This is a genomic window from Nocardia sp. SYP-A9097 (assembly GCF_009649815.1).
Lineage (GTDB): Bacteria > Actinomycetota > Actinomycetes > Mycobacteriales > Mycobacteriaceae > Nocardia.
Genome location: NZ_WJIC01000035.1, coordinates 38240 through 52378, shown reverse-complemented (window position 1 = coordinate 52378; position 14139 = coordinate 38240). Strand labels below are relative to the sequence as shown.

At 63.4% G+C, this 14139-nt stretch carries 7 protein-coding genes; 3 read left to right on the top strand and 4 right to left on the bottom strand.

The features are described 5' to 3' along the window. Positions 1-11 precede the first annotated feature (11 nt). Both GFY24_RS36400 and GFY24_RS36395 read left to right on the top strand, forming a co-directional pair. On the top strand, positions 12-923 hold the full coding sequence (locus tag GFY24_RS36400) for a DNA-processing protein DprA (protein WP_153809659.1): 912 nt from the start codon (positions 12-14) through the stop codon (positions 921-923). Positions 924-1363: 440 nt separating this feature from the next. Then, complete coding sequence (locus GFY24_RS36395) at positions 1364-1720, top strand: hypothetical protein (protein WP_153809658.1); 357 nt, start codon at positions 1364-1366, stop codon at positions 1718-1720. Between the two features lie 21 nt (positions 1721-1741). Here GFY24_RS36395 and GFY24_RS36390 read toward each other — a convergent pair whose 3' ends face one another. The 4 genes from GFY24_RS36390 to GFY24_RS36375 all read right to left on the bottom strand — a co-directional run bounded on the left by GFY24_RS36390 (position 1742) and on the right by GFY24_RS36375 (position 12992). Further along, positions 1742-5863, bottom strand: a complete 4122-nt coding sequence (locus GFY24_RS36390) for an Eco57I restriction-modification methylase domain-containing protein (protein ID WP_153809670.1) — start codon at positions 5861-5863, stop codon at positions 1742-1744. 2 nt (positions 5864-5865) lie between these two features. Beyond that, a complete protein-coding gene (drmD, locus tag GFY24_RS36385) occupies positions 5866-8946 on the bottom strand; it encodes a DISARM system SNF2-like helicase DrmD (protein ID WP_309231766.1) in 3081 nt (1026 codons plus the stop codon). 86 nt (positions 8947-9032) lie between these two features. Beyond that, positions 9033-10886 (bottom strand): N-6 DNA methylase, encoded by a 1854-nt coding sequence (locus tag GFY24_RS36380; protein WP_153809656.1) that lies wholly within the window; start codon positions 10884-10886, stop codon positions 9033-9035. A gap of 87 nt (positions 10887-10973) precedes the next feature. Continuing rightward, entirely contained in the window at positions 10974-12992 is a 2019-nt protein-coding gene (locus GFY24_RS36375; protein ID WP_153809655.1) for an N-6 DNA methylase, read from the bottom strand. 226 nt (positions 12993-13218) lie between these two features. Here GFY24_RS36375 and GFY24_RS36370 point away from each other — a divergent pair, with 226 nt between their 5' ends. Continuing rightward, on the top strand, positions 13219-14130 hold the full coding sequence (locus GFY24_RS36370) for a hypothetical protein (RefSeq protein WP_153809654.1): 912 nt from the start codon (positions 13219-13221) through the stop codon (positions 14128-14130). Positions 14131-14139 lie beyond the last annotated feature (9 nt).

Sequence of the window (14139 nt, the reverse complement as noted above, 5' to 3'; positions counted from 1 at the left end):
GAGGCTACGCTGTGAGCATCGAGAGACGGGACGGAGGGGAAACTGCGGCAATCGTCGCGCTGCTGCGGCACGGCGGCATCGAAAAAGCGGGCCGTGACCTGGTCCTGGCGACAATGCAGGGACAGTCTGCGCTGTCCGTACTGCAAGATCGACTCGGACCACCCGACCTGATCTCCGACCCAGTCGAGGAAGCCCTCCGGAACGCCGAGCGAGAAGTCGCGGAATGGGAACGCGAGGGCATCCAAGTCCTCCCCTTGCACGACGAACGCTACCCAAATCGGCTACGAGACGTATTCGACCACCCCGCACTGCTTTTCGCACGCGGAACGCTCCGCACCGACGACCTCGGGACGGCGATCATCGGATCCCGGAACGTGAGTCCAGCGGGACTCGAAGTCACCGCGGCACTGGCGACCGGTCTGGTCGAGCGCAGCCTCACCGTCGTCTCAAGCATGGCCAGCGGAGTCGACACCGCCGCTCACGAAACCGCTATACGGGCCGGTGGCCGCACCGTCGCCTTCATCGGCACCGGAATCCGCAAGCATTACCCGCCGCAAAACCGGGAGCTGCACCGAGAAGTCGCCGCACACGGGGCAGTGTTCTCCCAATTCTGGCCGGACCAGCCCCACGACAAGACGACCTTCCCACAGCGCAACGGCACAATGTCCGGCTACAGTCTGGCCACCGTCATTGTCGAGGCCACCGAACGCAGCGGTACCCGTATCCAAGCCCGCAAAGCGGTCGAACACGGTCGGCCGGTGGTACTCATGCGGTCCGTCGTCGACGGCACCGACTGGGGCCGGGTAATGGCCACCAAACCCGACGTCCACGTAGCCTCGAGCGCCGACGACGCTCTGTCCGTCATCGACGGCCTCCTCGAGCGGCCCCGATTGCTCGAGGACCTGCTGTCGGCCATCGGATAACGCGCTGTGCGACAGATTCCGCCAGAACAACATGAGCTCAGCCGGTCGATGCTGGGTGCGGTCATATGGAATCCGCTCCGGGAGAAGAACGTCACCTGCGAGATCTGTACCGGCCCCGTAGCCGGCTACCGGCGCTGCTTTCGGTGCAAACCAAGATACCGCGCTGCCGGGTATCCGCGTCGCCCGGCGCGTCGTTCCACTGACATATGCCCGCGTAGGCGGGCAGGCGGATAGCGATATGGACCGGTATAAGGACCCGACAATCGGCACTCGGATGGAAAACCTTTCCTACCAACGACTTTTGGTGCTCGTTCTGGGTTTCACCATTCTTCATTCCAACTGCCTCGACTCCGTCGCCGCGCTGCCGGTCACTCGGTTGACAACGGTTCCATCCTTGAGCGGCCGCTCCCATCGGCATCCGTTGACTGTTTTGGCGGGGGGTGCTCCCGAAAGGCTGGGACCGGGTCGAGCTGACCGCGTCCCAGGTCCCGGACAGCGAGCGGCGCTTCACCCATCCGGATCATTTCGGCCTATCCGATCCGCGGTCGGTAGTCGGCCGGCATGTCGTCGTCCTCAAGGACATCGAGGACACCTGGGTACTGGGCGGACACGCTCAATCCGCAGCAGCCACTCTCCTGCTCGCATGGCGCATCGACCCCGAATTCCGTGCGGCCAAGCTTGAATTCGCACTCAAGCGCATGTTCGAACCGCTTGAGTGCTCCCTCGAGGTATGCCTGGTCACGGGCGGCGATTGCCCGCCGCAGAATCCCGGTTCGGGGTCGTCGCCGCCCCACTGAATCGCTGTGGCGACAGGACAATCAGAAGAGATCGCCTTGCTCGGCGGCGACCGCCTTCTTGCGCGCACCGACCTTCTTGCTCTGCTTCTTATAGTGGACGCCCGCCGCGATCTCTTCGGCGTAGCGGGCGTGGTTGAGTTCGAGCAGGCGATCCACGAACTCGCGCTGCACGATTGGGGCGACGGTGTAACGGATCTCGCGACCCAGATCGTGATGGCCGTGGTCGAGTACGTCGATCAAATCGTCCCAGCCGTATGCGCGGCAGACCGCTACGTCGATTTCCCGATGGATTCCTCGAAGTTTCACGATATCAGCATCGTGACAGGCCGGGTCGTGCACCAAATTGTAAGTCTTCGTCAGGCCTGAGTTTCGCGCGAGCAATACATCACTTCGCTCCAGGTCTAGCCGAATACCCAAATTGCGCAGCTCCTCATCCAATGGAGGCATTGGTAGCGTCTCAAACACATCTGATGGCGCGTAGCGCAAATCCGACTTCATCGTAGGCGCCCGCGAGACGACCCACCAGTAATGCGGCGCGCTGCTCAGGAAAGACAGCATGGCTGTGTCATCCGTCGCGAAAACTACAATAGTCTGATCAAGAACTGCCTCAGTTGATAGCATTACCGGCATTAAGGTATTGCTCGTAAGAGCGATACCAACTACCACCTTAAGCTGCGAAATTTCGTCAACCAAGGTTGATGCACGTGAGGCATACTGCCACCACTTTTCCCTTCGTTGACGAATGCTCGAAAGATCCCTTTCTGGCTTTACTCGCTCACGGATCCACGAGTAGCAGATTGGATACTCTCGGGCACGATCTTCCGACCAACCATGAAAGTTCACAATCCACCGACGGTAGCCGCCGCGTGCGCGGCTGTTAATATCCTGACCATTGATATAGGGAAACAACACGTCGGCATACCGGGCGTCCTGTTCGATCAGAGCTTTTGCTTCATCGGGATCAAGAACAAATCCCATGCCAAGCACATACGATCCAATAAACGCAATTCCACGGCTCGCAAACAGCTTGTTCGGACGACCCGAAACCCTAGAAACCGGATCCAGCGTGGGCGCAATCCGAGTTGCGGGGATTCCGTCTGCAATCAGCAAGACACCGCTTGAGAGTTTGAAAGCGCTAGTCCACACGGCACAGTACTCCACGGCCGCTGACTTCGATGGCCAGGGATTACTCTTTACAGATTGGCGTATTTCCACCCCGGCATTTACCAAGCTTTCCAATCCCACTTCACGGGTATCGCCCTGCGCGAGCGTATTCGTTGCAATGATGCCGGTTTGTCCACCCGAGTTAAGAAGTTGATGCGCCCTGAGTAGGAAATACGCAACTAAATCAGCACTGCCTCGTAAACCCCCGCCGACAAATTCTATTACGAATTCTCGATATGCTTTCCCTAGAGCTCCCGTAATCTTCAGACCGCCCAAGAATGGCGGATTGCCGATGACGGCATCGAAGCCGCCGCCTGCGCGATCACGATCGAAGACCTCCGGAAACTCCAATGGCCAGTGCAGCGGGTTACGCCGAAACGCGCCAGATGGCAGATCGGTTCGGAGCCATTCCTCAGCCTGTACGCGAGCGGCTTCCTGTCGGCCCAAATCCTGTGTGGGCGTAAACCGTCCATCCAAGACAGCGCCATCACCGAGAAATTCTGATACGGCCTGAATCGCTTGTCCCGAGGCATAGTCCAGCGACTCGTCGCGCATTGCGGCCAGCGATGCGGCGACCAAGAGATCTGCGACAGCATCAAGGCGACCCGCCTTGCGGGCGGTCCGAGTGAGGACGCGACGCTTCTCGGCGAGGCTTTCGAGGGTCGAGCCGTCCAGGTCGGCGAGGGCTCGGCGATCACGAGCCAGATCATCGACCAATTCACGCATGCCTGCGGTCAGATTAAACAGGCCTTGGTCATCGGCATGCAATCGGCGACCAGCGACTGGGTCTAGATGCATCACCTCGATCTGGTCAACCGAGATGATACCGAGCAACGAATCCCCGGCGACTAGGCGGTCATCGAGGAAGGTGAATGGCCGATGCGAGTCCATGGACACCAGCCACAGGGAAAGTTTCGCCAGCTCCACCGCCATCGGGTTGATGTCAACGCCGTAGAGGCAGTGCTCGATGATCAGTCGGCGGGCGTCGATGACGACCTGATCCGCATCGTCAGCGACGGCGTTCTCCTTCGGCTTCGCCAGATAGGCCACCGCTCGGGGATCGCCCTCGCGGGACCATGCTTCGACCAGATGCTTGGCGAGATAGCGGCAGGCCGCGACCAGGAACGCCGCCGAACCCATTGCGATGTCGGCGACCTTGAGGGCGAGGATCTCCTTGGCGGAGATCCGCACCCACTGACTTTCGTCGGATGTCTGCAATGGGCCGTGAGAGTAGAGAAGTGGCTGCAGTGCACCTTCTACGACCTGTTCGGCCAAGAATTTTGGCGTGTAATGAGTGCCGGTGCTGCTGCGCAGCGCCGACCCCGTCACGTAGAGGGCGTCGGGCAGGTACACGCAGGGCTGCTCCCGCAGATTCTCCCGGAGCAAACCGAAGTAGGGCAGGATCTTTTCGACCAAGTCATGATCGTTGCCGGTGACGGCGAGCAACTTGGTGCGCGCCCGAGCCAGTTCCTGCGCGGGCATCGCGGCCAGTTTGCGCACCAGTGGCCCGGCGGCAAATGCCTTGGTGCCCTTGCCCGATGGCATGGCCGCCTTGTAGTAGTCGGCCAGCTTCGCTGCCAATTCGTCTGTGCCAGAGCAGGAGCGATGCATTACGAGGAGGTCGCTCAGCGCGATGTCTACCTCGTAGCCGTCTTCTTTGCCAGCCAATCCCAGCACGGTGTCCTCGGCGTAACGGCCCTCGAAGGCCAGAAGGCCTTCGTACACGTAGCCGATCTGTTCCACGTCGAGCTGGTTGAACGACAGCCGCCGCAGTTCCCGGCTCTTGCCCCGCCCGATGGTGACCTCTTGCACCGCGCGCAGCATGTGCAGGACAGTCCGGTCGTCGATGCCACCGGGCAGCCAGGGGAATCGTTGCGGGTCGAAGATGGAACCGTCGTGGGCGGGCATGGACAGTTCGGGGTGGTCGATGCCGGAGTAGACGGCATTAAAGGTGGCCAGCAAGCGATTCCACGCGCCGCGTGTGTGCTCCAGCTCGTTTTCGCTGCCGCCCTTGATGCGACCCTCAAGTTCCGAAAGCAGTGGGCCGATGCTATAGGAGCGGCGGTAGAGCTCGCGGTGGGCGGGCAACAGGCCGCGTTCTTCTGCGAAGAGCAGGAACACGATGCGCATCATGACCGCGACCGCACCGCTGTATACCTGTTCGGCGCTCACTCGGGTGCCGTCGCCGTACAGGAAGCCGGGGCGACCTTGTTCGAGCTGGCGGGCGTTGGCGCGGTCGATGGCGAGCACCAGCAGTTCGACGGCTCGGCGCACGTTTACGCCCAGCTGGTCGGTCAGCTCTTCCTGGTTGTCCTTGCTGGCGGCGAGCAGCGCAGGCAGGGTTTCTTCGGTGGGGACGGAGAAGAACCGGGAGCGGCGCAGGATCGACAAGAACGCCTTGACGACATCGCGTTCGGCTTTCTCGTGCCAGTTGACGGAGTCGAATACGGCGAGGGTGGTCGCACCGCCTTCCAGTGGGCATCGGACCAGCGCCCACCAGCGGCCGTCCGTGCACAGGCCGAGCTCGATCTTGTGGTGGCGCAATAGCTTCAGCAATCGGTCGGCCGGTGTGGCCGACCACTCGGAGCCTTTGACCCGTTGCGTCGGCGGTCCTTCCGACACCATGCCGAGCAGCCGCAATTCGCCGCTGTCGGGGTCGCGAAGCACGAAATCGGGGGTGAGGGTGGTCTCGTGTGCGGGATAGGCGACGGCGAGATCGTCCAAACCGTCGGTGACGAGAGCGTCATCCCATTCGAGGAGATCGCGCAGGACGTAGTCGATCCAGTCGGGGCCGGGCATCGCCGTGTGGGCTTGCCGAAGTTGTTGCCGCTGTGGCTTTTCCAGTGCGTCGAGTCCGGCCCTGAAATGCTGCTTCAGCACCGGAACCGAGAGGAACGGTCCGGAGTAGTCGATGAGCGCCAGCCACTCGCGATGGTCGAACTCGCGCGACGCGGGGCGGTGGGGAGGACGGGGAGCCATGGTCACTGCACCTCACGGGATGGCACGACGAAGATGACCGCTACGGGGAAGACGTGCACCTGCGGATCGCGGTAGCGGGCCGCGATCTGCTCGAGTTCTCGATCGCGTTCGGCGGGCAACTGTTCCAGGCGTAATTTCCAGTTGTCCCGATCGCGCTCGTATTGTTTGAGTTCCTCGCGGTCGCGTTCCAATTCGGCCCGGCTGAACAGGGCGTCTTCCCCGTCGTCGAGTTGCCTGCGCAGGGAGGCGTCGAATTGGGTGAGGTTGGCGACGATTCGTTTCTCCTCGGCTTCCTGGCGTTGAGCCAGCTTGCGCAGCAACTGTTGTTGCTTATCGCGGGTGCGCCAATTGATCGCGCCCTCGAGGCCGTCGGCGGCATTGGTGGAATTCCATCGGTCCAGGATCAGCTGTTGCACCCGGGGTGTGGCCGCGGAGCCGCCGGTGAACGCGCGGTCGAGCACTGCCCCGAAGTCCTGCACGTTCTCCCAACGCCGGAAGCGCCCGGCCTGCGGCAGCCAGCCGCCGGAGTGCAGCACTTCCTCGTGTAGCCGCACACCGTCGCCACCGACCAGGACGAACCGCGAGAACGCCGCTACCAGAACACCTTCGAGCTTCGGATCGTCATGCACCACGGCCGCGACCCGATGCAGGTTGATCTCACTGTTGGAGACCGCAGTGCGCAGCAGGTGCGTCGACATGGCCACCAGCGGATGCCCAAGGTGAGCGAGTACGACGTCATCACGCCGCTTGGCGACCGCCTGGTCGAAGGAGACCCGAAGTCGACGAGGCGCTTTACCCGGTGCCGGCAGCTTCTCGAACAGTTTCGCGGTGGCACGCTGCCAGGTGCCGGTCAGGTCTGGCACATCATAGATTTCGTCGGGGTCGTTGGCCTCGGTCAGCGGTAACTGCCGTGCCAGATCCAGAGCGGTGTCGACGACGCGTTTGACCGCGCCCGGGGTGATGCGGAGTTCCTCGATCGTCTCGTCCAGGTTCCGGCGCAGTTTTCGGAGCTGTTCGTCGACGTTCTGTTCGGGTGGCAATTCGCCGCCCCCAGCGGTGGGGGCGACATGCTCGATATCGAAATCGCCACCCCCGGTGAGACGTTTCTGGATGGCCTCCGCCAGCACCGCGTTCACCGAGCCGAGATCCTCCTCCATCCGGGAGACCTTCCAGGCCACGCGCGACAGGAACTCAAGATCTGCCTCGTAGGGGTCGACCGCGCGGTCGAATCCGGTGCCGACGAAATGCTGAATCAGTGGAGGTTCGGTCTGCCCGTAACGGTCGATACGGCCGATCCGCTGCTCCAACTTGTTCGGGTTGAAGGGTATGTCGTAGTTGATCAGCCGGTGGCAGTGGTTCTGAAGGTCGATGCCCTCGCTAGCAGCGTCGGTGGCCAGCAGAATCCGCACCTTGTGATCCCTCGGCGATTTCTGGAACGCCAGGCGCAGCTCCTCGCGTTTGGCATTGTCCATCGAGCCGTCAAGTTCGGCGACATACGGCGCGCCCAGCCCCTCGTCCGCCAGCAGATCGCGCAGCCAGTTCTTGGTGTCGCGGTATTCGGTGAAGACGATGATCCGGTTGTTCAACCAGTGCGCATCGGGCTTGCAGTAGGCCTTGAGCTCCTCAATAAGCTTGTGCGCCTTAGTATCCGGTTGCGCGATATGACCGTCTGCCCAGTGCTTCATCCGAGTCAGCAGAGCGAGCTCGTCCTCATCGGTATCGATGAGGCCCACGGTCCGCGACAGCGCGTCGGTCTCCGCCTCGTCCAACGCCTTGTCATCGAGTGTGGCGGCGTCACCCATGAACTCGTCGAGCCATGAGTCCTCCGGATCGAGCACCCGAGTGCCTTTGCTGCGCAACGTATCCGAGTAGGTGGCAATGGTGCGGGCGAAAGCGTACGGGCTGGAGAACAGGCGCTTCTTCAGCAGCAGTGTCACCAAGTCAGCAGCCTTGCGCCCTTTGGTCTGCTTCAACCGCACCCTGCGGGCGGCGGCGAATTTATCGAGCAGAGCGTGGACTTCGCGTTCGGAGTCCGGATAGGTGATGAACAGCTCCTTGGTTTCGCGCCGCGGAAACTGCGGGAACTGCCGCTTGAGTCGGCGCACGACCACATCGTTCACGACCTTGCGATCGGCTACGGCCCCGCGGGCAAAGCGCTGATCGTCCAGGATCTCCAGCAGCGCGGTGAAACTGGCCGCGTACCCGTTGTGCGGGGTGGCGGACAGGAACAGGCGATGGGTGAAGTGCGGTGCCAAACGGCGAATCAGCTTGGTCTGCTGGGAATCGACGGCGTAGACCTGCTTAGGCGCGGCGGGTGCGACGTGATGCGCCTCATCCAGGATCAAGAGGTCGAAGGTGCGGGGGTAGGTGGGCCCATCCCCTGGCAATACCTCGTCGAGCAGTCGCTGCGCCTTGGCGCCGCGCAGCCAGGGCAGGCTGATGATGGACTGCCCGAACACCTCGAACGGGTTGGCGGCGCTGCCATGAGTGCGGCGAACTTCGGCACATTTGTCGGAGTCGATGATGGTGAAGTCGAGACCGAACTTTTCGTCCATCTCGGCTTTCCATTTCGTGGTGAGGCCGGCCGGGCACACGATCATGATTCGTTTGGCACGCTGCCGCAGCAGCAGCTCCTGGGCAACGAGTCCGGCCTCGATCGTCTTGCCGAGACCGACGTCATCGGCCAGCAGCAGGTTCACACGCGGTGCGTCCAGCGCACGGGCCACCGGTTCCAACTGGTAGTCCTCGATGGCGACGCCGGAACGAAAGGGCGCTTGCAAGGTCTTCACATCCGCTGAGGTCACCGCGGACCAGCGGATGGCGTCGAGAAACGCTTGCAGTGTGACCGGCTGGTCGAACCCCCCGGCTCGGATCTCGGGCAAGGATCCACTGGGCAGAACCATCGGGTCGTGTTCGATCTCCCAGATCACCTGGAGGGTCTCGTCGAAGCGATCACCTTCCACGCTCTGGAGGGTGACGAGGGTACTCGTGCCCTGCGCATCGACGTCGCTGACCACCCAGCGCTCGCCACGAACCTGTACGAGTTTGCCCTGCTCCACCCCGGCCTCAACGGCACTAGCCACGACTCTCCTCAGTTAGATCAGCGCACGCGTTAGTCACTGTAGCCAACGGAACCGAAGTCCACTCGGCGATTCAATGTGTATTCAATTCACGACAATTGACCCGAATCTGGTCGCAATGTTCCGTCGGCCAGACCATCAACCAGCCGGGCGACAAGGGCGTCACCCGACTCCGCGACCCGACGCAGGGCCAGCGATGCCGCCCGGACCTTCCGGTACGCCGCCCCATACTCGCGTTGATCTCGCAGCGACAGCTGGGCGACAGGCACGCGGCGGACATCCGAGCGAGCGCTGGCCGAGGCCGACTCCGAACGTCCCAGCATGACGGCATGCAGCGAGCAGGCAAGGAAATTCGAATCGATCCGATCCGACTCCGGACGAAGCGCATACAGCCGCGGCCCCAGAGCCGCTCCGCCTTCGGTGACGACGAGCGGATCGTACCGATTGCGCCCCTCGGCGACCACGACATCCCCCGGTTCGAGCAGAACCACACCGGGAGTATCCGTCGTCAAGCCGGACGGCGACCGTCCCGCAACAAGATCCTCGACGCCGAGCACGGGCAGGTCGCCGATCGTGGTGTCCATCCGCGCGGGTGCGCGCAAGAGGGAAACCGCGCCGATGCGCAGCAGCTCACCCACCGTGGTCATCAGTGTCGTATTCGGCGAGGACACCACCTCCGACAGCATCTCCACCACCCGCGCCGACTCAGCGAGCAGATCGACGAGCTCGGCACGGATGACCGCAACGTTCCGATCACCCTGTCCCACAACCTTTTCGAAACGAGTCGGATTCAGGTCCACTCGATCGTCCAGAAGTTCCATGAGCGGAACCGCGTACCCCGCCAGCGGTTCCGAATCAGGCTTCGTGAGAAAACTCCGCCACACATCGAGCACTCGACCGACCGGACCGGCAGTGATATCGGCAAAAAGCACGCGAGGAGGCAGCGGGTCGCCCTGGACGGGCTGCCGCAGGACCCACAGATGCGGCACTGCCGTCGAGCCGGCAGCCGAACTGCCCGGTAAAGCGAAGACCGCCCGCAATGCACCGGCACGAAGCAGACTCGCCCGGACCCGCCTTCCCGAAGTTCGGTCGGACACCACGGCCGGAAGCAAGACAACCGCTCTGCCACCCGGCTTGAGATGCCACAGCAGATGTTGCACCCAGGCCAGCTCTGGCTCCCCACGTGGCGGCAGACCGTACACCCACCGCAGGTCACTGGACAGCTCCGGGAATCCCCAATCCCGATCACCGAAAGGCAGGTCGCACAACGCGGCATCGAATGCCGAACCCCCGAACGAGTTGTCCCGCAAGGAATCCCCGCTCCGGATTTCCGCGTTCCCCCCGGCCAGCGCCAGACGCGATGCGGTGATGAGCGCAGCGTCGGCATCGCGTTCCTGACCGGCCAGCAACGCCGCGCCCGCCGCACCCGCGGCTTTCAACAAGGTTCCGACTCCGCAGGCGGGATCGAAGACCGCCGCATCATCGACTTCGGCGATATCGACCATCAATCTCGCGGTAGCGGCCGGGGTCACCGCGACGCGCCTGGAATGGGCTTCGAGATATCGCGCGACAATGAACTCATACGCCTCCGCAGCGCCCAGTCCCTCGATCAAGCCCGAAGGCAAATCCGGCGAGGTACCTCCGGTCACCGATTCGTTGACCTTGCGACCGACCTCAGCGACGGCCCGCGCCAGTCCCAAATCGTCGGTCGCGGATCGGAGCTGCTGCCACCAGAGATCTTCTTCGGAAACCTCGACCCGCTTACCCGCGCGGACAAGCCACTGCTCGACTTCGGCCAGCGAGAACAGCGGACTCGCCGAGGTGCCACCCACCGGCCGGGGGAAGTCCGAGTACCGCCGCCGCCAGTTGCTCACGGCAGCGCGGCCGTATCCGGTCATCCTCGCGATGTCCGCTGCCGTGAGGGTCGCATCCTGGCTCGTCATCACCCTGCCCTTCACACCGGACGAGATTCCAATTCTCGAGCACAGTGTATGCAGTTCACGCGGTGAGTTGGACGCACTCACCAACGATTACTCGGTACCGCCACAGAGGGCCGGGTCCCCTGTGTCAGGGGCTTCAGGTGGTGCCAGCGCGCCGGCGGTGAGGCCGGTGGTCATCAGATCCGCGGCTCGCGCGGCCTCATCGTCAGCGCGGCGGGCGGCGGCGCGGAGTAGGTAGAGCCGACGGAAGGATTCGCCGTAGCGTTGTTGTTCGGCCAAGGGCAGCAACGGTATTCGCAGGCGACCCGGGTCGAAACGGATGGTGGCGGTCCGGGTCATCGACGAATTGTCCGAGCCGCCGGCGAAACCGGCCAGGAACCAGCCGACCGAGCGGCCGGGGGTCGGGCGGAGCAGGTGTAGGTGGGGGCCGCGGATCGCGCCTACATCACCGGGATCCGCAACGCGGGCGCTGCGGCCGCCGGTGCGGCTGCTGCGGACGGCCGGGATCAGGACGTCGCCGGGTTCGATCGCGATCTCCTCGGCGGGGGCGGAGTTCGCATAGGTCCCCGAGGCGGGTACACCGGTGGCTACGTCGGGTGCGGTGAGAACGCGGCGAGCATCGGCGGTCGTGGATGCTTCCGAGCTCGACGCGCAGGCCCGGAACCATTGCAGGACACCATTGCTCGCCAGATCAGCGATGGTGGCGGTGCGCCAGGATCGGCCGGTGGGCGCCGCCCATTCGCGCAGAGACGAAGAAGCTGTCGCCAATTCGGACACCGCCGCGGCGAGACGGCCGGCAGCGATATCCACCTGATTCGCGACCGCGCCCGGATCCAAGGAGGACCGAACAAAGCGGGCGGGGGTGAGATCGACAGTGTCATCGAGCACCTCCACCACTCGCACCGCGGTCGCCACCCCCGGTACGGTCGCGGCATCGAAGGAACCCGCCTCGAAGGCTCGCCACGAGGTGATTACGGTATCCGCGACGGAGGGCCAGTCGATACCTTCGCCGGATCCCATGGCCCGAGGCAGTTCCGCGGTGTCGACGAACAGCACACTATCGAGCATCGGGGTCCTCGGTTCGGGTTTGCGCACGACCCAGATCTGTAGCGCCACTTGCCATGGCTGCGCCGCGCCGGCAGGCAACCCGATCACCGCGCGCAATGCACCCTGCCGCAGTAGCTCACCACGAATGCGCCGCCCGGAACCGCGAGCCGCCACCGCAGGGGGCAACAGGAGCGCGCCCGTCGCGCCCGGCCGCAGATGCGCGATCGCGTGCTGCACCCAAGCCAGTTCGGATTCACCGCGCGGCGGGAGGCCATAGTCCCAGCGCGAGTCGGCCATATTGAGGGATTCCGAACCCCAATCGCGTTGTGCGCTGGGGGGATTGCACAGCACAGCATCGACTTCCAGACCGGGGAAAGCATCCGCGTGCAGACTGTCGCCTACGTGCACAGTCGGTATGCGCCCGGTCTCGGCTTCCACATTCAAGGCGGCGCGCTGCGCCTGAATAGCCAGCACGTCCTGGCCGTACAGCTGACCAGCCCCGGCGCGCGCCGCGGCAGTGAGCAGTGACCCGCTTCCGCATGCGGGGTCGAGGACACTCTCGAATCTTTGCGACGCAACAGGATTCGCGAGAGCGGCCATCAAATGCGCGACCGGGGCAGGGGTGAGGTAAACACCACCCGAGGAATCCGAACCCAGAGCATATTCGGCGAGGGCATCGACAGCTGCCCGGCTGCCATCCGCCTCGGTAACCGCGTCCATCATCGGCAGAAGCCTGGAGCTGGAGTGTTCATCGCTTGCGGACACCGTCCAGCCACTATCGGTCGGCCTCAGCGAGGCCATCATCTGGGCCATCTCTCCCGCACTCAGAGAAGAACGTACCCAGGTCCGCAGTTCGGTGATCGGCGATTCAATGGCGTCTCGCCCGTGTCCGGCCAGCCAGCTCTGCACTTCGTTCAGATCGAACACCGGGCGGGCCTCGGTGCCGCCGATCGGCTGAGGGAAGTCAGCGTGCCGACGCCGCCAGTTGCTGACGGTAGCGCGGGTGACTCCGGCTAGACGCGAGATCTCGGTGGCGGTCACCGGTGGAACAAGATTCGACATGTCCCTCCTCTCGGATACAACCGCCATCCTTACCGGCCGGTTCGAAAAAATCAAACACCAAGATCGCTGGTGTTAATGTTTTCAGTCATGTTACGGTCTGTGTACATCGGTCGCGACTGGGAATCGCAGCGCGAAAACAATCCGCGACTCGAACACGGGAGGCATAGATGAGCGAGAACCTTCAGCAGCACCGAGGAAGTCGCCGGGCGCGGCATGTGGGCAAGTCATGACAGATCGATTGGTATCCCCGCTTGCCTCGGGCGGAGCGGGGCACGAGTTCGAGTACGACGTGGCCACGCTGCTGCTCAGTCGAATGCTGCGCGGCGCGCACCTGCCGGTCGGGAGCGAACTACCGGTAGCCCGGATCGGTCTGCAGCAGCGCAATTCCGGCTTCCGGTTCGACGATATCGTCGCGTTCGCCGACCCTGCGGGAACGGCGGCGAGCGTCCAGATTCAGGTCAAACTGGGGATTCGTCCGACGGCAAGCGATCCGGACTTCATCGAAGTCATGCAGGCCGCCCACGCGGTGTGCCTCGATCACACAGATGAAATCGCCAATGGCTCAATGAAATTGGCGTTGGCGGCGCCGGGACCGGTGAAGGGCTTGACGGACTTGACAACCCTGACCGACATGGCTCGAGCGCACGTCCAGCATGAGACATATGTCGAGCTGTTGCGCCCGCTGGTCACCAAAGCGGAGCTCCGGAATCGGTATGACCATGTGACCGAGGCTGTTTCGCGTGCGACCGGCATCCGGCAGGAGGGCGCGATCGACGAGGCGGCCCACCGAATCCTGAGCGCTCTGCATATTTGGCAAGTCGACTTGGGCCGCGACTGGCGCGCCGAACTAGACGGATTGACACCGGTCGCATCCGGTTCGGGCACTACGCCAGCCGACCTTCTACAACATCTGCGCGGACTCGCCGGGGAGTTCGGTCCGCGCGGTGGAGTGGTCGACGCCGGGCATCTTCGGGTGACTCTCCACGACCGATTCGGAATCCGGCTCGCGGAGCCAGGCGAAGAGCCGCGCCCTCCGCCGGGCATCACGGTCAACAACTACGGCTCAGCGCCGTCTTTCGTCGCCGGCGGCGATCAGAACTTCCACGGCGGCATGTCGTTCAACGAGCAATCCAAATAGCGCACATTA

Excerpts from the sequence above, each read along its gene's own strand:
- GFY24_RS36390 (WP_153809670.1), bottom strand. The coding sequence starts at position 5,863 with ATGGCTCCCCGTCCTCCCCACCGCCCCGCGTCGCGCGAGTTCGACCAT.
- GFY24_RS36380 (WP_153809656.1), bottom strand. The coding sequence starts at position 10,886 with ATGACGAGCCAGGATGCGACCCTCACGGCAGCGGACATCGCGAGGATG.
- GFY24_RS36375 (WP_153809655.1), bottom strand. The coding sequence starts at position 12,992 with ATGTCGAATCTTGTTCCACCGGTGACCGCCACCGAGATCTCGCGTCTA.
- GFY24_RS36370 (WP_153809654.1), top strand. The coding sequence starts at position 13,219 with ATGACAGATCGATTGGTATCCCCGCTTGCCTCGGGCGGAGCGGGGCAC.